Below are 17,980 nucleotides of genomic sequence, written 5' to 3'. Positions count from 1 at the left end.
GGATTTTTACGGCAATCCGACAATCGGACTACTTTTTATTGTAATAAAGGGTCGCTAAAAACATTCGTATATTCTTTGAGATATGCCTGAAAACGCTCCACGCTGGAATTCACCACAAGCTCCTCGGGGAAATCCAGTTCCTTCAGCAGCGCCAGCGACCGGTCAAAACAGCCCACCAGGCTGGAAAAATGGGAATCCGTGTTGACAATCACCGGCACACCGCGCTTTTTGCAGATCTCCATGATTTTTTTGCAGTTGGGGATGGACGACTCCCTTCCGGTAAAGCTGCTTTCGTTCAGCTCCACCAGCTTTCCACGCCGTCCGAATTCCGGAATTACCGACTCGTAGTCGTACCGGTATTTTTGCGTACCGCTGTGCCCGATCACACGAATATGCGGATTTTTCGCAATATTCATCCACGCATTGGTAACTTCCTCGACCGTCGGTCTTTCCTTCGGAATCGCTTCCGCGTGAATAGAGGCAACCACCCAGTCCATCGTAGAGATGCAGTCCTTTTCAAGATCGGTATTGCCGTCAAAATCAATGATATTGGTCTCCTGCCCGCGCAGGACGAGCACCCCTTCCAGAAGATGGGGAACGATCCCTAAATTGTGAAAGTACCAGCGGCCCGGCGCGCCCGGCATCGTGACGCCGTGGTCGGTAATGGCGATGGCATAAAGCTTCTTTAAAAACGCCGCGTGCACCATTTCCTGCAAGGTGCTGTAGGCGTGTGTGGACGCGAGCGTATGCGTATGGGTATCTGCGATAATATTCATGTTTACTCCCAGCTTCTATTCCCTGATTCCCGTCTTATAAATCCAGATCCAGCTTTTTTTCCGATTCCTGCAGCACGGAAATATCCATGCCGAGGTTCTGCATCAGCTCCTGCGCCGCGTTGTAGCCCATCTTTTTCTGGCGGTTGTTCATAGCGGCGACTTCGATGATGATCGCGAGATTTCTGCCCGGCTTTACCGGAATGGTCAGCACGGGCACCTTGATGCCGAGAATTTCCGTGTATTCGCTGTCGATGCCCATGCGGTCGTAGACCTTGTTATTGTCCCAGATTTCCAGGTTGATCACCATATCGATCTTTTCCGTCAGTTTGACGGCGCCCATGCCGAAAATGCGGCGGGCGTTAATAATGCCTATGCCGCGAAGCTCAATAAAATGCCGAATGTTATCGGGGGCCTGTCCGACCAGCGATTTGGCGGACACCTTGCGTATTTCCACCGCGTCGTCGGCTATGAGGCGATGGCCGCGCTTAATCAGTTCGATGGCCGTTTCGCTTTTGCCCACGCCGCTGTCGCCGACCAGGAGGATTCCCTCGCCGTAAACCTCGACCAGCACCCCGTGGCGCGTAATCCGCGGGGCAAGCTCCACGTTCATGAAGGAAACCAGGGAAGCCACCAGGCTGGAGGTCGTCTCCGGCGTCGTTAAAAGCGGTATTTCATGGACTTTGACCGCTTCCAGCAGTTCTGACATCGGCTCTATGCTGCGCGCGATAATCGCGGCGGGCGGCTTTTGGGAAAAAATCTCGTTCAGGACCGTGCTGCGTTTATCGGAGGAAATCGACCTTAAAAAGGAGGCCTCCGCGTTGCCGAAAATAAGAATGCGCCTTGTGTCGTAATAATCATAGAACCCGTTCAGCTCCAGTCCCGGACGGTTGACATCCGTGGAAGAAATCAGAATATCTTCAGGGTCTCCGGGCATATAAATCGTATCCAGCGACAGCTCGCCGATCACCTTGGACAGAGGCACCGTAAAATTGCTGCTCAAAAAAACACCTGCTTCCCTCTTTTTATAAGATATAGAATATTATAATATCTTTATTATATCTCAACCGGCGAAAAGTTTAAAGCCAAGAATCAAATAATATCGTACGGCTTTCCGGAAAAACACCTCCGCCCGCAGTTTCCTGCAGCCGGAGGTGTTTCTATCCGTTTTCACGGCGTGATTCCTTTCGTTGCCGGGGATAAATCAAGCGGATTTTTCACGGACTATCCGCTTTGGGAGGTGACGCCGATATTCGCCATATAGCTTCCGTACACCCAGGTGCTTATGGAATTCCCCACGCTGATGGTGACCGGCATTTCCGTGTGTCCGGTAAAATTCTCTTTGCCGGACATATCGATCTGAGCGGAAAGACTGTTTTCCGTCAGCTTGGAAATTTCCGACTCCGGCCCGACCACCGTAGCCGTCAGGGTCTTGGTATAAACCGCGGCGGACTTGTCGGCCGCGAGATTCTTAACGGTGAAATGATTGACAACCATTTGACGCGTGGCCATGGAGTTCAAATCCAGCGTAACCTTGGCAACCGGAATATTGCTCAGGTTTTTGCAGGTCGCCGGAAGGGTCACGTTCACATCAAAGGAATTTCTCGTTGGACTGATGCCCGAAAAATCCAGCGGAGCAAGACTGACCTCCGTCAGATTGGCCAGCACGTCCTGCGGGCCCGCCACTTCGATGGTCTGGGGGTCAATTTTGATCTGGTCGGAGGAAAGCGACAGCCCCAGAGGCTTGTTGGTAAAATTGACGCTGAGGGGAAGGACCTGCCTTGCGAGGACGGGGATGGTGACATCCACCTTCTGCTCGCTCATTTTCAGCTTGTTGCTCGTAATTTTATTGCCGTTTGCATCGTACATGACCAAATCGGTCGTAAAGCTCCTGGATTCTCTCAGCGTGTCGCTGATTTCGTACTGTACGGACACCCTGTTGATCTGTGAGACTTCCTTTTCAGGGCCCGAAACCGTGACCGTGTCGCTGCTGAAGGTAGGCGCGCTGACAAAGAAAGCGGGATCCGACTGATAACCCGGCTTGTATTTGATGTCATTCTGGATGGTAAAGGTCTTTTCCGCATACCGGTCCACCGTGATGATCGCCTGGCTGGGGGAAATGGAAACCCACTCGTAATCGGAAAGAGTCCCCTTTTTCTGCACCGATAAATTAAAGGTGTAGTTTCCGGGACCGGTAATGGTGGAGGCCAGCGGAGCGACGACCTGCATATCGGAAGCCTTGATCTGATTGACAATCAGGCTGTTGCCTTTAATGGATACGGTCGCGGTCTGGTCGACCGGGCTGAAAACCTTTAACCCGTCCTCCTGCGCGGCGTCCGACAGATTGATGACGACCGGCACATCGGTGATCTGCCGGGGAAACTCCTCGGTGTTTCCGGTAGCCATAAAAATCCACAGGACAATGGAGAAAAGGACGGAAAACAGCATTACAAATTTATCGTCATAAAATAAACGGCCTGCGTTAAATTTATGCTTCATTTCTTTTTTGCCCTCCTTATCGAAGGGATGATGCTCTGGCGCTTCTCGCCGGGTTCGGCCTCACTGGTCAGAATCAGGTTTTCCAGCTCGCTTTTCAGCGTTTCCCTGGTATAATTGCGCGTGAGGACGCCGTTTACGGCAACGGAAATCTGACCCGTTTCTTCGGACACCACAACCACGACGGCGTCGGAGTTCTCACTCATGCCGATCGCGGCGCGGTGGCGGGTACCGAGCTCAATGCTGACGCTGTCGTTCTTTGTCAGCGGCAGAATGCAGCCCGCGGCATACACCATACCGCTGCGCATAATCATGGCGCCGTCGTGAAGCGGAGCCTTGTTGAAGAAGATGTTGCAGATAATGGGCGCGGAGGGAATAGCATTCACCACCGTACCCGTATCAATAATATCGCCCAGCTTTGTCTGCATTTCAAAAACAATCAGGGCGCCCGTTTTCTGTTTCTGCAGAACCGCCGCGGCATCCACAACGGCATTCACGCCCCTGCGGTTCTGCTGCCTCAGCGTTTCAAGGTCATCGTTTGAAACGCCGAACAGCCAGTGCTTGTTCCCCATCCCGCTGCGGCCGATCTGTTCCAGCGCACGCCGGATTTCCGGCTGAAAAACCACCATAATGGCCACAACGCTGAATTGAAAAAAATAGGTCAGCAGATTTTTCATCATATAAAGCTTCAGGGCATAGGACACACCCCACACGGCCAAAAGCACAATAATTCCTTTAATCAGCTGTTCCGCTCTTGTTTCACGAACCAGTTTTATTCCACTGTAAATGATAAAGGAAACCAGAATGACGTCCAACGCATCGGAAACACGAAACAGTTTCACAATACCGATAAACGAATTCCATATGGTCACAACGACATCCATAACTTACTTCCTTCCGTCAGAATAAAACACATCCCTTATAATTTTAACATATATAATTTGATATGCAATCCTTTTATCTTTATTTTCAGATTATTTTCACCAGAGTCGCGGCAAAACTGTTTATTTCGCCCAAATTGCTGAAAGCGGACGGACAGACCCGCACGGCGCCCTGTGCCAGAGTCCCCATGAAATCATGCGCCGCAGGCGCGCAGTGCAGTCCCGCGCGCACCGCAAACCCGCGGGCGTTCAGCTTCTGCGCGACGGTCTCGCTGGGAACGTCGCCCACGTTGAACGAAAGTACCGGCGCGAAATACGGCGCGTCCGGCTCCGCCGTGTAAAGCTTCACGTTTTTTATTTCCGACAGTTTTTTATACAGATGCCGGATCAGCGACATCTCATGCTGATAGATCGTCCGGACTCCGCGGCTTTTCACAAACTCGATCCCGGCCCGCAGCCCGGAGATGCCCGGCATGTTCTGAGTGCCGCTTTCCATGCGGTCCGGCATGCTGGAAGGCTGTTCGAGCAAAAGGGAGTTGGTCCCGGTTCCGCCTTCAATGATCGTGGGAAGCGCGGAGCCGTCCGGCGTAATCAGCATGCCGGTCCCCATCGGGCCGTAAAGGCCCTTATGGCCCGCAATACAGAGGTAGTCGAAACCGCCGTCCGCCATGTCGATCGGCAAAACGCCCGCAGACTGCGCGCAGTCGACCGCAATCGGGACGCCGTAAATATGGCCCAGGGCGGCGATGCGTTCGACGGGCAGCCGGATTCCCCAGACATTGGAGGCGTGTGTACAGACGATCAGCTTTGTGTTTTCCCTGAGCGCACCGCGGAAAGCGTCTACCGTAGCGTCGTTATCGCCCGGAAAAACCCGCGCTCTGGTAACGGTCACTCCGGACTCCATCAGCTTTTGCAGGGGCCGCATGACGGCGTTGTGCTCAAGGCAGGAAACCACCGCGTGGTCGCCTGGCCTGAGCAGCCCTTTTATCACGTAATTCAGCGCATGCGTACAATTCAGAGTAAACGCAACGCATTCCGGCCCCGGCGCATGAAAAAAATCGGCCGCCGCCTTACGGCAGCGGTAAATCTCCTCCGCCGCTGCAAGCGACATGCTGTGGCCGGAGCGTCCGGGGTTGGCTCCATAATTTCTCAAAGCAACATTTACCGCACTTAGAACGGAATTCGGCTTTGGATACGTAGTCGCGGCATTATCAAGATAGATCATAACGATCCGTCTCTTTCCGCTCGTCCAAGTATTTTAATGCCGGCACCGGCTAAAATACTCTCTGCTTCGTCCGTCCTGTCGGGAACATATATACTGTAACCGCAGCCGGCACGGTTGCCGCCCGGTGTTCTTTCAACATAAGCTTTAATACCGTAGCTGAACAGGATGTCGCGGCTCTTCATGGCATACGTGATTGAACTAATCAGAATCATCGGTTTGCTCATGATAATCACCTCTCTGTTTTTACTACAGAGTATGCCGGAAACATGCCTTTTGACTATCGGTTATGATTCAATAAGACATACCGCGTGGGCGGCAATTCCCTCTCCCGCACCGGTAAATCCAAGATGCTCCTCGGTGGTGGCTTTCACGCTGACCCGATCCAAATCAACCCCGCAGGCCGCCGCCAGCCTTTCCCTCATGGCCTCGATATAGGGCTTCAGTTTCGGCGCCTGCGCAATGACCGTGGCGTCAATATTGGCAATACGGTAATTCTTTTGAGCAAGAAGCGCGCAGACCCGCGCGAGCAGCACAAGGCTGTCCGCGTTTTTGAAAGCGGGGTCCGTGTCCGGAAAATGCGTCCCGATATCGCCGAGAGCGGCGGCTCCCAAAAGCGAATCGGCGACGGCGTGGGCAAGCACGTCCGCGTCGGAGTGGCCCAGAAGGCCCTTGTCATACGGGATTTCGACACCGCCTAAAATCAGCTTTCCGCCTTCCGTAAGCCGGTGCACGTCGTAGCCGTGGCCGATCCTCATAGCGGTGCCTCCCTGCTTTTCAAAATAGCCTGCGCAATTTCCACGTCTTCCATCGTGGTCAGCTTGATATTCGTATATGTCCCCATGCACAAATGCACCTTAACGCCCGTATGTTCAACCAGCTGACAGTCGTCTGTATAATCTCCCCCGTCCGCCAAAGCCTGTTTCATCGCCCGCTGATAAAGTCCCCGTTCAAACACCTGCGGGGTCTGGACCGCCCACAGGGTGGAACGCTCCGGGGTGGAAATTACGTAATGATTCTTCCCGATTATTTTAATCGTATCCTTGACGGGAACCGCAAGCGCGGACGCGCCGCACTCATAGGCGTCTTCCACAGACGCATTGATTTCTTCGGAGGTAATCAGCGCCCTCGCCCCGTCGTGAATGGCAAAATAGGCGGCGTTTTCCGGCGCCGCGGAAATCCCCGCCGCAACGGACTGCTGCCGGGTAGCGCCCCCTTCGACGATCGCGGTTACTTTTTCGATTCTGTATTTCTGAATCTCGTTTCCGACTTGGGCAATATCTTCTTCCCGGCAGACCACAACGATACTCTGGATCAGTTCCGCGCTGCTGAAAGCGGAAAGCGTGCGCACAATGGCGGGCGTCCCGCAAAGGGGAACAAACTGCTTTGAAAAACCGAGCGCCATACGGGTGGAGCTTCCGGCGGCGACGATCACGGCGCAGCAGTGAGACTTTCTTCCCATCCATTCGTCCCTTCCTTCTGATCGGATTTGATCGAATGGTTATTATTATAATATTTTATACGCCGCGGCGCAATTACAATCCTGTCACAAATTGAAAATTAAAACTGTGTTAACAATTATAAGGGGATACGGGCGCCCCGCCTATTGAGTTTTTTCCAAGGATCGTATATGATTGAGTGTATGAATTCATTGATAAGGACTGGTGGTACTATGAACGAGTTACCGGCAAAAAGGGTGTCGGATTCCGAAACGGAACAGATGGAGGTCATCTTCGAAAACGATCTGAACGGCCAGGGACGTGTTTTCGGCGGGCGGCTCGCCTCCTGGATCGACATTGTCGCGGGGACCGTCGCGCGCAGGCATTCCAACCGCAATGTCACCACGGCGGAAATCGACACGCTCCGGTTCAAAAGCCCGGTTTACATGACCGACCTGATCGTTTTACACGGCAAGATCACCTATGTCGGAACGACTTCGATGGAAGTGCGCGTCGACAGCTTTTCCGAGGATCTGTCGGGACAGAGAAGGCTCGTGAACACGGCATATCTGGTCCTTGTGGCGCTTGACGAAAACGAAAAGCCGACTCCCGTTCCCGGTTTGATCTGTGAAAGCTTTCAGGAAAAAATGGAATGGGAAGCCGGCGAAAAGCGGCGCAAGCTGCGCCAGCAGCGCCGACTGGAAGCATACTGAAAACGCCTGCCAACCCGGCACTACATCCGAAAATAAGAAATTTTGCACTTCCTGACCCGGGCTCTGAATGAAACGCCGTGTACGGTGTTATACTAAGCCTGTGAACAGAAGGGAGTGAATGCTATGCCTGACCGACCCGAGCCTTGGGAAACCAACCGGGACAGCGAAGAAAAAATCACCCAGCGGGGAAAAGCCCCCATGGAAGTACAGGCCGACCTTTTGGCGGGAGAGCCGGATGATTTGGCCATCGATTTTACAAATGTCATTGATTACCGCGGAGGTGGATCGAACTGATCCGCCTCCTTTATTTGTTGGTGGAAATACTGACCGTGTTCGATTTTAAATTTTTGCAGACGTAAACCTCCGTATGGTAAACCTGGTCGACGTAAACATACAGGATGTCGTCCGCGCTGACCTTCGTGAGGCTGACCAGCTTCAGGTTATCCGGCACCTTGCTCTGGGCGCCGGCGTCGGCGGCTTTGCCCGCGGCTTCCGTTTTGGCGGTATTTTTACAGCCGGTGAAATTCAGCGCCGTCACAAGCAGAAGGATAATCAATATGCTTCGTTTCATAGCAATCACCACCCCGTGTTAAAGAAAACTCCTTTACTTTAAAGGCAGAATAAAAATTCACATCCGATAAAGTAAAGGAGTGCATAGGATTTAAAAATCAAAATCAGCTTGCGCTTTTCATGTGGAGCCTGAGCCTGTCGCTGATCATTGCAATGAACTCGCTGTTGGTCGGTTTGCCGCGCGTATTGTGGATGGTGTAGCCGAAATAGGAGTTGAGGATATCCACGTCGCCGCGGTCCCACGCGACCTCTATCGCATGGCGAATGGCACGTTCCACGCGCGAAGCCGTTGTGTCATACTGTTTCGCAACGCTTGGGTAAAGCTGTTTGGTGACCGCGTTGATAATGTCCGGGGTTTCTATTGCCATAATAATGGAGTCGCGTAAATAGTGGTAGCCTTTAATATGAGCGGGGACTCCTATTTGATGGAGTATTTCAGTTACCTGAATTTCAAGCGACGGCTCCGCTGCGGCCGGCGCCGGCTGTCTGGAAGGCGTTTTCTGTGTCAAACCGGAAATGGAACAAAGCTGAATGATTCTGTCGGAAAGGTCCGCGGCATTAAATGGATAAATGGCAAAATAAGCCGCTCCCGACATCATTACTTCACGCTCCAAAGCGGGGCTGGTAAAATTGGAAATGATTACAAACATCGGCCCCATGCCCGGGGCTTTCGCCTGAGCCGCTTTCATCACGCCTATTCCATCCAAACGGGGCATAAACAAATCGGCAAGGACGACATCAGGATGAATGGATTCTATTTTTTCAAGCAGTTTCATGCCATCCTTTTGCGTATAGATTATTTCCATGCCGGATTGTTCAAAAATTCGACCGTAATCACGGTTAAACTCTGCACTGTCATTTGCTATGAGAAGTTTAATACGCTTTTCCATTTTGAGTCCCCCTAATAGATTTAATTTACCGTTATATTACCATATATTGGAAAAAATGGCAATAGGTTGTAAAAATATTTTTTGCTAAAAAGGGGAAATATAAAAGTGGAACATCGGATTAAGAAGCTTTTTGTTTGTCATTTGATCTAACGCTTTCTGAAACCGACAGCATATTTTCAGCGAAAATGCCATATCCACGTGTCGGATCGTTCACAAAAACATGGGTCACTGCGCCGATGATTCTGTCGTTTTGGATAACCGGGCTGCCGCTCATTCCCTGAACGATCCCGCCGGTGGCGTTCAGCAGTTTTTCGTCGGTAATGTGCAAAACCATATTTTTGCTTTGTACATTTTCACGATAGTCTATTTTTTCGATTTCAGCGGTAAAGTATTGCGGCCTGCCGCCGTCTATGGTTGAAAGGATTTTGACGGGGCCGGCTTTGATTTCCTGTTTCATCGCCACTTCCAGGGCTTCTCCTTTGGGAGCGGTATTCAGGGTTCCGTAAACGCCGGCGGGAACATTGGCTTCCAGCGTTCCCATCGCGGTATCGGTGCTGAAATATCCCCGCAGCTCTCCCGGACTTCCCTTTTCGCCTTTGGTGATTCCGCTGATTGTGACGGGAACGATGTCTCCGTTCAGCAGCGGCATCAGCTCATTGGTATCCGTGTCACAGACACCGTGGCCCAGACCGGCGAAACATTTCGTAACGGGATTGTAAAAGGTGAGCGTCCCGATTCCCGCGGTGCTGTCCCGGAGCCATACTCCGGCCCTGTAGACGGAGTCGACCTCGGATTTAACCGGCTGAACGGTGGTCGTAAGGACCTGCCCGTTCCGGGAAAGGGTAAAAGTAAGGCTGCGGCCTTCGCTGTCTGTGACCATGTCGATGATTTCCGCGTTGGTGTTGACTTTTTTGCCGTCAACCTCCGTAATGATATCGCCGACCTTCAGGCCCGCCGCGGCTGCGGGGTTGATGGTTCCGGATGAAGTTTTGATATCGGCTACCCCTACGACGACTACGCCGTTTGTAAACATTTTGATCCCAAACGGCGTACCGCACGGTACCAGAAGCGTTTCCTTGACGACGTCCACGCTGACCGTCTTGATGGGGATCACGTGATAGAGCATGAGCTTTGCCTTATAACTTTTATTCGGTGTCGAACAGATGCCGGTGGAAATATCGGCGCCGTTTTCAGCCACCGCCGTAATGGCATCCGAACCCCATTGCAAACTGCTTCCGGCGGTAATTTTATAGGAATCAGGTGTGAAATAATCGGCCATGCCGACACTGGCAGCATACAAAAGAGCCAGCACAGCCGCGAATGCGGTGAATCCTTTTAGAAATTTTTTCAAAATTTCACCTCCCTTGCGCCGCTCTATTAATCTGCCACGGGACGGTGAAATTATTATGACAATTCTCCTGATTATTGGAATTAACTGGAATTATTTTCTCCAATTGCGCTGTTTTAGGCCGAAAATGCCTTCATTTACATGTGATGGGATAAAATCGCAAAGCCCGCGGCGCATAAATGCCGCGGGCTTTTATTCTTTTCATTTTCAAAAATGCAATTTTATTGCAGTTCGCGTTTTGCTTTCATTTTTTTATAAACAACAATTCCGATATAGAGCAGCAAAAATCCCAAGAGAACCGCGACCAGTGTCGCCGTCTGGCCGGGACCGCCCATTTTTACTTCCGCCCAAAGCGTATCCAGCAGCAGATTGGTGTCCTCGGGAAGGTTGACAAAGGTCTCCGATTGATTCAAAATTTTCTCATCGGGGTAAAAAATAGGATTGTTGACGGTTTCTTCCGGCAAAAGCTCTTTGGCGGCCGACTCCGGCGTGGAGTAACCGACATAGTCCACGTTCGCCGCGGCTATTTCGGGGTCGCAGAGAAAGTTGATGTACGCCTCGGCCTCTTTTTTGTGCTGGGCGCCGGTCGGGATGCAGATGGCGTCGACAAAAAAGTTCGTCCCCTCCTTTGTCGGGATGGCAAACCCGATGTCCGGGTTATCCGCCACCAAAGTGGCGGCGTCCCCCGCGTAATACGGGGCAAGCCAGGCGTCGCCGCTGGACATTTTGTCAAAGATCTGGTCCATGACATAGGCCTGAACAAGCGGCTTCTGCTCTTTTAAAAGCTTCGCGGCGTTCTCCCACTCCTCCACATTCGTGCTGTTGTAGGAATAGCCGAGAATTTTCTGCGCGATGCCGAAGGAATCGCGCGGGTTGTCGAACATCAGTATTTTTCCCTCGTACTTTTTATCCCACAGGATTTTCCAGCTGTCGACTGGCTCTTTTACATATTTTTTATTGTAAAAAATACCGACCACCCCCCAGGTGTAGGGGACGGAATATTCATTTTTCGGGTCGTATTTCGGGTTGCGGAACTGTTCGTCGATATACTGGAAATTCGGGATATTGCTGAAATCCAGCTTTTCAATCATTTTCTCGTCGATCAGCTTGGAAATCATATAGTCCGAAGGGATGACAATGTCGTAGTTCGCCCCGCCGTTGGCAAGCTTGGAGTAAAGGGACTCATTGGTGTCGAACGTGGTGTAGTTCACGTCGATGCCGGTCCGTCTGGTAAACTCCTTGTTGACGTCAAGCGTATCGTCGACGCCGTTTGAAATATACTCGCCCCAGTTGTACACATTGATGGTCACCCCTGTTTTCGGCGCGGCGGGCTGTTCGGGCTCTTCCGAAGACGCAAACGCCGGCGGGCTGACGGCGGCGGTAAGCAGTAAGGCAGCTGCCAGAGCTGCAATCGTTTTTTTCAAATCTCACGCCTCCTCAATCAGGTTTTCTTCCGCTTTCCTGTCTTTTGACTGGCGAAGGTTGACAATGATGAGCAGCACCATGATCGTGCCGAACAGCAATGTGGACAGCGCGTTGATCTCAGGGCTGATTCTCTTTCTCGTCATGGAATAGATAAAGATCGGAAGCGTCTGCGTGGTACCGCTTGTAAAATAGCTGATGACAAAATCGTCTATGGAAAGGGTGAAAGCCATAATCATGCCCGTCACAATCCCCGGCATGATTTCCGGCAGAACCACCTTAAAAAAGGCAAGAACCGGGCTGCACCCAAGGTCCTGGGCCGCTTCATACAGATGGGAATCCATCTGACGGAGCTTCGGCATGACGGACAGGATCACATAGGGCAGACAGAAGGTGATGTGCGCCAATATCAGGGAAAACATGCCGAGCGATATGTTCCCCATGGCCTTGGCGAAAAACACGAACAGCAGCATCAGGGAAACGCCGGTGACGATCTCGGGATTGACCATGGGCAGGTTGGTTACATTCATCACCATGCGCTTCATCCACTTGTTCATACCGTTGATGCCGATGGCCGCGGACGTCCCCAGAACGGTGGAAACGACCGCCGCAATCACCGCGATGACCAGCGTGTTTCTCAGAGCGTTCAGGAGCATGCCGTCCTGCATCAGCTGCGCGTACCACTTAAAAGAGAAGCCCGACCAGACGGAACGGCTCATGGTGGTGGAATTATTAAAGGAAAAAACGATCAGTACGAAAATCGGCGCGTAGAGGAACAGGAACAGAACGGCGGAATAAATCCTTGAAATTGTTTTCATATCATGATTCCTCCCCCGTTGTTCTCCCCGTCGTCAAACTGGTTCATAATCCCCATGCAGATGAGAATCAGCACCATGAGGACCAGCGAAATGGCGGAGCCCAGGTTCGGGTTGTACGCGCTTCCCAGAAACTGCATGTCGATCAGGTCGCCGATCATCAGGTTTGCGCCGCCGCCGAGCATTTTGGAAATGATAAAGGTGCTGACCGCCGGTACAAAAACCATGGTGATCCCGGAAATCACCCCGGGCATGCTCATGGGAAAAGTGACCTTTGAAAACACCTGCATCTGATTCGCGCCGAGGTCCTGCGCCGCTTCGATCACGCTGGAATCGATTTTGGTCAGTACGGAGTAAAGCGGCAGGATCATATACGGAATATAGTTGTAGACCATTCCGAGCACGACCGCGCCCTGCGTATTGATCAGATGCAGCTTGCCCAGGCCGAAAGACGCAAGCAGGCTGTTGATGATGCCGTTGTCCTCCAGCAGGGTCATCCAGGCGTAGGTACGGAGCAGAAAGTTCATCCACATCGGCAGCATGACGAGCATAATCATCATGCTCTGCCTGCGCGCGCTGATGTGGGAAATAATATAGGCAAGCGGATACCCCAGCAGCAGGGAGATCACGGTGGCCAGAGCGCCCAGCCAGATGGAGCGCAGAAAGACGTTGGAATACTGTCCGACTTCGGCGATATTTTTGAAGGTAAACGCCCCGCTTTTATCGGTGAACGCAAAAATAACGACCAGAATCATCGGAACAATAATAAAAACAGACATCCATACAACATAAGGTGCCGCGGCTGATTTTGCTTTCATTCTTAATTCCCGACCTCCCCTTCTTCGGGCAGAGGCTGACTGTCCTCGTCCATTTCGTCACTGAAGGTGCTGTAGTCGCCGAACATGCCGGAATATTCCGATTTGTGCATGATGTGGATATCGTCGGGCTGAAGCATCATTCCTATTTTTTTGCCGACCTCCTGAAAATCGGTCGACTGAATCATCCATTTGAAGCCGCGGACGTCCACGATGATTTCGTAATGAACGCCCTTGAAGGTTACGCTGGTGACAATTCCGGTCAGATGGCTGGTGTCCGGCTCCACCACGTCGATGTCCTCCGGGCGGATCACCACGTCCACCGGCTCGTCCGGCTCAAATCCCTTGTCGACGCATTGGAAAGGGTATCCCGCAAATTCCACAAGGTAATCCTCGTGCATGACGCCGTCCAGGATATTGCTTTCCCCGATAAAATCAGCGACAAAAGCATTTTTCGGCTCATTGTAGATGTCGCGCGGAGAGCCGATCTGCTGAATGGCGCCCTTGTCCATGACAACGACGGTGTCGGACATGGAGAGCGCCTCTTCCTGATCATGGGTAACAAAAACAAAGGTGATCCCGGTCTGCTGCTGTATCTTTTTAAGCTCGGCCTGCATATCCTTTCGCAGCTTTAAATCGAGCGCACCCAATGGTTCGTCAAGGAGCAGAACTTTCGGTTCGTTCGCAAGCGCCCTCGCGATGGCGACGCGCTGCTGCTGGCCGCCGGAAAGCAGATTGACATTTCTGTGCGCAAAACCGTTCAGATTGACAAGGTTGAGCATTTCCTTCACTGCGGTTTTGACCTGGCTTTCGCTCTTGCCGTGTACCCTCATACCGAACGCGACGTTGTCGTACACGTTCAGATGCGGAAACAGGGCATATTTCTGAAAGATGGTGTTGACCTCCCTTTTATGCGGCGGAAGATCGTTGATTTTTTTGCCATTGAAAAAAACATCGCCCGTGTCCGGTTTGACAAAGCCGCCGATGATCCTGAGGGTTGTCGTTTTTCCACAACCGGAAGGTCCCAGCAGGGTGACAAATTCACCGTCCCTGATGCTGAGGTTAAAATCCTTCAGCACAATTTCTCCGTCAAACGATACCGCGATGTTGTTCAATGAAATGATAGATGGATTTTCCAAATAGTGCATCCCCTTTGCGGTAAAATTAGTTACGTTAAGCCAAGCGGTTAAACGCAATCCCAGCCACGCCGTTGCCACTGCCCTCCGCAAAGGATTTTTCGCGGTCATTGCTGACTGCGGCAGTGAAGCGCCGCCGATATAGAATTAGATGCAAACGCAACATATCAAATATAGTGGCATAAACACGATTTGTCAAGATTTTTTTGAATATTTCATCAAATTTCTATTGATTTTTTAAATTACATATGAATTTGATTAATTTTCCTCTGTTTTCCGCTGAAATGCTCTGTTTTTCTCCAGACAAAATAATTGTTAAATAGATGAAAAAATCCCGCAGTCTCCTGCGGGATTTTGAGAAATCAAGCTGTTTATTTTTTAACAAGAACCGCCGCCGGTCTTTTCCGTAAGGCCCGAAGCCTTTTCACCGCCATAAAGACGCCGGACAAAAACGCCGACAACAGCACGACGCTGAAAACCATGCCGCCGTCGGAATCGGAAGCCTCCCGCACATTTTTGTCAGCCGCCGCGGCGTTGACGGCGGGAATCATGTCGCTGAAAACGATGGTCCCCGATTTGCTTTCCACAGCAGCTTCAGAGGAAAGGCTCTTCGCCGCAACGGTGGAAACCGGCTGTGCCGGGGCTTTCACCGCGGCGTCCGAATAAAGAACGCTCAGAGCGGCCTGATCCAGAATTCCGGTCTGCGCAAGACCGGAAGCCTTCTGGTAAGCCAGAACGGCCTGTTTGGTAAGGTCCCCGTAGTAAATGGTCGGGTCGCCGGTCATATAGCCCAAAGCGATCAGCCTTTTCTGCATGGAAAGAACCAGCGAGGAATGCATGCCGGGCGTAACGGTTCCCGGCTTCGGGTTTTTCACCGCGCCGGACGCAAACAGCTTCGCCTGTGTGGCCGGATCGGCAATGCCGGTGGAATTGATCCCCGCCGCGCCCTGAAACGCGCTGACGGCGTCGGACACGCAGTAATCGTAATAATTGTTTACCGATTCATAATAGTACCCAAGGTCCTTCAGACGCTGCTGCAGCTTTTCCACATCCGCGCCTTTGGAATCCGCCTGAAGCATGATATAAGACGTTTTACCCGTTGTACCCGAGGACTCCGCAGCAGCCTGAATGGCCTCTCCGGAGGAAGCGGTCAGTGCGCCGGAAGCGCCGAACGTATAGGTAACGCCAGAAATAGTTCTGGTCGTATTGACGACATACTGGCCGTTTTCATAGTAATACTTCTGGCCGTTGAAGCTTGCAAAGCCTGTGGTCGGATATGTAATCTGGGGCAGTTTGAACCACATGGTCCATTTCGGCTTGTCGCGGCCGAAGACCTTCTCATATTTTATATTGACCCCCGTCGCACGGTTGTCCACCGCCATGTTATTGCCGACGTAAACGCCGACATGGCCCGGCTGATACAGAATCAGCCCGTGGATTCGCGGCAGAGAGGAGGAATCGGAATAATTGATTTTACCCTTTGCGCTGGCGGAATCGAGCATCGCGCCGGAGCTTCCGGCTACGGAAACCAGACTGGGTCTGGGGTCGCTGGAATCGCCTGTCCACCAAAGATACGATTTGATCAGGCCGGAGCAGTCGGTTCCGCGTACTCCGCCGGAAAACTGGCCGTATCCGCCGGCACGGTATTTCCATCCCTCCTGATAGGCCTTGAGGACATGTTCGGAAAGTCCGACTCCTGTTTTGGCGCTTGCCGCGCTGACGGCTGAAGAAACATTCATCGAAAGGATCGCGATCAGAACTGCCGCGACAAACGCTGATAGAAACCCGAACCCCTTTTTCATTTTAACCTCCTGCTGCACTTCCGTTACTCTTTTTTCTACTTTCTGTCTGTAAAAAATGATACATATTCGTTACACATATTACAAATTAGTAACATTTTAACACATGTTTTTCCGGAACGCAACAGGCAAAGATCAGAATTATGAAAAAATTCACAATTTTCGGCAACTTTTAAATGTTAAAATTGTTAAATAATTATCGCAATTCTGAACGAGGATAGAAAAGCGGCGGACTAAAAAAGTCCGCCGCGGGAGTGTGTTGAAAAAGAGGAAGGCGTAAAGAGGAGATCGTTCTTTTTAAAGAAGGGCTTTGACGATCTGATCGGTTTTCATTCCGCGGGAGCCCTTGACAAGCACCACGTCTCCCCCGGTCAGAAGGGATTTGAGCTTTGCAATCGCTTCCGCATTGTCCCCGCAGGAATAGCAGACGAAGTCCGGATTGACGCTGCGTGCCCCTTCGGCGATTTCCCTGGCCCGCTCGCCGACCGTCAGCACGATGTCCACCCCCGCCCGGGCGGCATACGCGCCCACGTCAAAATGCGCCTGCTGGGAGAAATCGCCGAGCTCCAGCATATCGGCCAGCACCGCGATGCGCTTGCCCGTACGGAAGCCGCACAGGACGTCGACGCTGCTTCTGATCGCGTCGGGGCTGGCGTTATAGGAATCGTCGATGATCGTGACATCGCTGACATGATGGATCTGCTGGCGCATGGCAAGGGGCCGGTACTCCGCAAGCTTTGCAGCGGCCTTTTCCGTCGGGACGCCGAGCGTTTTGGCAACCGCTAAAGCGGCCAGCGCGTTGGTCACGTTGTGAAGCCCCAGCGCCGGAAGCTCCACCTCGCAGGACCCGCCCGGCATTATTAGAGTGAACCGGGTGGACGAGGCCGCCGTGCGGATATTTTCCGCCCGGAAATCGCACCAGGAAGCGGTGCCGAACCAGACGATTCTGATTCCCGGTTTTCCGCGCAGGCCCGCAAGGAGCGCGTCGTCCCCGTTCAGGAACAGGATGGAATCCTTATGGAAGCAATCGGTAATATGCAGCTTTTCGCTCAAAATATTCTGCTGTGTTTTCAGCTGCTCGATATGGGAAATGCCGATATTGGTCATAACGGCATAGTCCGGCGCGGCGATCTGCGCCAGACGGCTCATCTCGCCGAAATTGCTCATCCCCATCTCCACCACGGCGGCCTGATGCGTGTCGGAAACCCGGAACATGGTCAGCGGAAGCCCGATCTGGCTGTTATAGTTTCCCTCGGTCTTCATCACGTTGAACGAGCCGGAAAGCGCGAGGGCGACCATTTCCTTCGTGGTCGTTTTGCCTACGCTTCCCGTAATTCCGACAAACGGAATATGGAACCGCTGCCGGTAAACGGCCGCGATCCTCTGCAGGGCCTGTTCCGTATTCTGCACGCGGATCCATGCGTGAGAGTCAATCATCCCGTCGTGCTCCTGTGTGAGCGTTGCGGCAGCCCCCGCCGCAAAAGTCGCGCTGATAAACGAATGGGCGTCCGTCTTTTCCCCCACGATGGGGACAAAGAGGGTGCCGAACTGGATTTTGCGGCTGTCCGTACTGACCGACGTGATCAGGGTATTGGGATCGCCGCAGAGCAGCTTCCCGCCGCAGGCGGCGATGATTTCTCCAACTGTCATTCTCATATGAT

At 52.2% G+C, this 17,980-nt stretch carries 19 protein-coding genes; 2 read left to right on the top strand and 17 right to left on the bottom strand.

Annotated features, from left to right (window positions below):
• Positions 1-35: 35 nt before the first annotated feature.
• The 8 genes from ACQGQ5_RS00755 to ispD all read right to left on the bottom strand — a co-directional run bounded on the left by ACQGQ5_RS00755 (position 36) and on the right by ispD (position 6,834).
• Positions 36-776: a phosphatase gene (locus tag ACQGQ5_RS00755; protein WP_455734749.1), complete on the bottom strand. Its 741-nt coding sequence runs from the start codon at positions 774-776 to the stop codon at positions 36-38.
• Between the two features lie 34 nt (positions 777-810).
• Positions 811-1,776: an HPr(Ser) kinase/phosphatase gene (hprK, locus tag ACQGQ5_RS00750; protein WP_455734748.1), complete on the bottom strand. Its 966-nt coding sequence runs from the start codon at positions 1,774-1,776 to the stop codon at positions 811-813.
• A gap of 221 nt (positions 1,777-1,997) precedes the next feature.
• Positions 1,998-3,272, bottom strand: coding sequence for a CdaR family protein (locus ACQGQ5_RS00745; RefSeq protein ID WP_455734747.1), 1,275 nt, complete (start codon positions 3,270-3,272; stop codon positions 1,998-2,000).
• The gene (gene cdaA, locus ACQGQ5_RS00740) at positions 3,269-4,153 is read right to left on the bottom strand and encodes a diadenylate cyclase CdaA (protein WP_455734746.1); all 885 of its coding nucleotides are present in this window, start codon (positions 4,151-4,153) and stop codon (positions 3,269-3,271) included. The genes ACQGQ5_RS00745 and cdaA overlap by 4 nt, the downstream gene beginning before the upstream one ends.
• An 85-nt stretch (positions 4,154-4,238) precedes the next feature.
• A complete protein-coding gene (locus tag ACQGQ5_RS00735) occupies positions 4,239-5,375 on the bottom strand; it encodes an aminotransferase class V-fold PLP-dependent enzyme (protein ID WP_455734745.1) in 1,137 nt (378 codons plus the stop codon).
• Positions 5,372-5,599, bottom strand: coding sequence for a DUF3343 domain-containing protein (locus ACQGQ5_RS00730; protein WP_275717106.1), 228 nt, complete (start codon positions 5,597-5,599; stop codon positions 5,372-5,374). Before ACQGQ5_RS00730 ends, ACQGQ5_RS00735 begins: the two co-directional genes overlap by 4 nt.
• Before the next feature lie 60 nt (positions 5,600-5,659).
• Entirely contained in the window at positions 5,660-6,130 is a 471-nt protein-coding gene (ispF, locus tag ACQGQ5_RS00725; RefSeq protein ID WP_455734744.1) for a 2-C-methyl-D-erythritol 2,4-cyclodiphosphate synthase, read from the bottom strand.
• Positions 6,127-6,834, bottom strand: a complete 708-nt coding sequence (gene ispD / locus ACQGQ5_RS00720) for a 2-C-methyl-D-erythritol 4-phosphate cytidylyltransferase (protein WP_455734743.1) — start codon at positions 6,832-6,834, stop codon at positions 6,127-6,129. Before ispD ends, ispF begins: the two co-directional genes overlap by 4 nt.
• Positions 6,835-7,044: 210 nt before the next feature.
• On the opposite strand from ispD, the gene ACQGQ5_RS00715 reads away from it, so the two are divergent.
• On the top strand, positions 7,045-7,524 hold the full coding sequence (locus ACQGQ5_RS00715; protein ID WP_455734742.1) for an acyl-CoA thioesterase: 480 nt from the start codon (positions 7,045-7,047) through the stop codon (positions 7,522-7,524).
• Between the two features lie 123 nt (positions 7,525-7,647).
• A complete protein-coding gene (locus ACQGQ5_RS00710; RefSeq protein ID WP_455734741.1) occupies positions 7,648-7,818 on the top strand; it encodes a hypothetical protein in 171 nt (56 codons plus the stop codon).
• Positions 7,819-7,828: 10 nt separating this feature from the next.
• Here the strand turns inward: ACQGQ5_RS00710 and ACQGQ5_RS00705 are convergent, their stop codons facing one another.
• From ACQGQ5_RS00705 to ACQGQ5_RS00665, 9 genes are all read right to left on the bottom strand, one after another.
• The gene (locus ACQGQ5_RS00705) at positions 7,829-8,095 is read right to left on the bottom strand and encodes a hypothetical protein (protein WP_455734740.1); all 267 of its coding nucleotides are present in this window, start codon (positions 8,093-8,095) and stop codon (positions 7,829-7,831) included.
• Positions 8,096-8,198: 103 nt separating this feature from the next.
• Positions 8,199-8,984 carry a sporulation transcription factor Spo0A gene (spo0A, locus tag ACQGQ5_RS00700; protein ID WP_455734739.1) on the bottom strand — a complete coding sequence of 262 codons (786 nt, stop codon included), beginning with the start codon at positions 8,982-8,984 and terminating at the stop codon, positions 8,199-8,201.
• Positions 8,985-9,102: 118 nt separating this feature from the next.
• The gene (gene spoIVB / locus ACQGQ5_RS00695) at positions 9,103-10,335 is read right to left on the bottom strand and encodes a SpoIVB peptidase (RefSeq protein WP_455734738.1); all 1,233 of its coding nucleotides are present in this window, start codon (positions 10,333-10,335) and stop codon (positions 9,103-9,105) included.
• A 218-nt stretch (positions 10,336-10,553) separates the two neighbouring features.
• Positions 10,554-11,756, bottom strand: coding sequence for an ABC transporter substrate-binding protein (locus ACQGQ5_RS00690; protein ID WP_455734737.1), 1,203 nt, complete (start codon positions 11,754-11,756; stop codon positions 10,554-10,556).
• Positions 11,757-11,759: 3 nt separating this feature from the next.
• Positions 11,760-12,572 (bottom strand): ABC transporter permease, encoded by an 813-nt coding sequence (locus ACQGQ5_RS00685; RefSeq protein ID WP_444657867.1) that lies wholly within the window; start codon positions 12,570-12,572, stop codon positions 11,760-11,762.
• Positions 12,569-13,387: an ABC transporter permease gene (locus tag ACQGQ5_RS00680; RefSeq protein ID WP_455734736.1), complete on the bottom strand. Its 819-nt coding sequence runs from the start codon at positions 13,385-13,387 to the stop codon at positions 12,569-12,571. The genes ACQGQ5_RS00685 and ACQGQ5_RS00680 overlap by 4 nt, the downstream gene beginning before the upstream one ends.
• Before the next feature lie 2 nt (positions 13,388-13,389).
• Positions 13,390-14,523: a spermidine/putrescine ABC transporter ATP-binding protein gene (potA, locus tag ACQGQ5_RS00675; protein WP_455734735.1), complete on the bottom strand. Its 1,134-nt coding sequence runs from the start codon at positions 14,521-14,523 to the stop codon at positions 13,390-13,392.
• A gap of 368 nt (positions 14,524-14,891) precedes the next feature.
• Positions 14,892-16,322, bottom strand: coding sequence for a peptidoglycan-binding protein (locus ACQGQ5_RS00670; protein ID WP_455734734.1), 1,431 nt, complete (start codon positions 16,320-16,322; stop codon positions 14,892-14,894).
• A gap of 294 nt (positions 16,323-16,616) precedes the next feature.
• The gene (locus ACQGQ5_RS00665; RefSeq protein ID WP_455734733.1) at positions 16,617-17,975 is read right to left on the bottom strand and encodes a UDP-N-acetylmuramoyl-tripeptide--D-alanyl-D-alanine ligase; all 1,359 of its coding nucleotides are present in this window, start codon (positions 17,973-17,975) and stop codon (positions 16,617-16,619) included.
• Positions 17,976-17,980 lie beyond the last annotated feature (5 nt).

It is taken from the genome of Caproiciproducens sp. (assembly GCF_053840905.1).
Note: the sequence above shows the minus strand (reverse complement) of the source record. Positions and strands in the feature narration are given on the sequence as shown.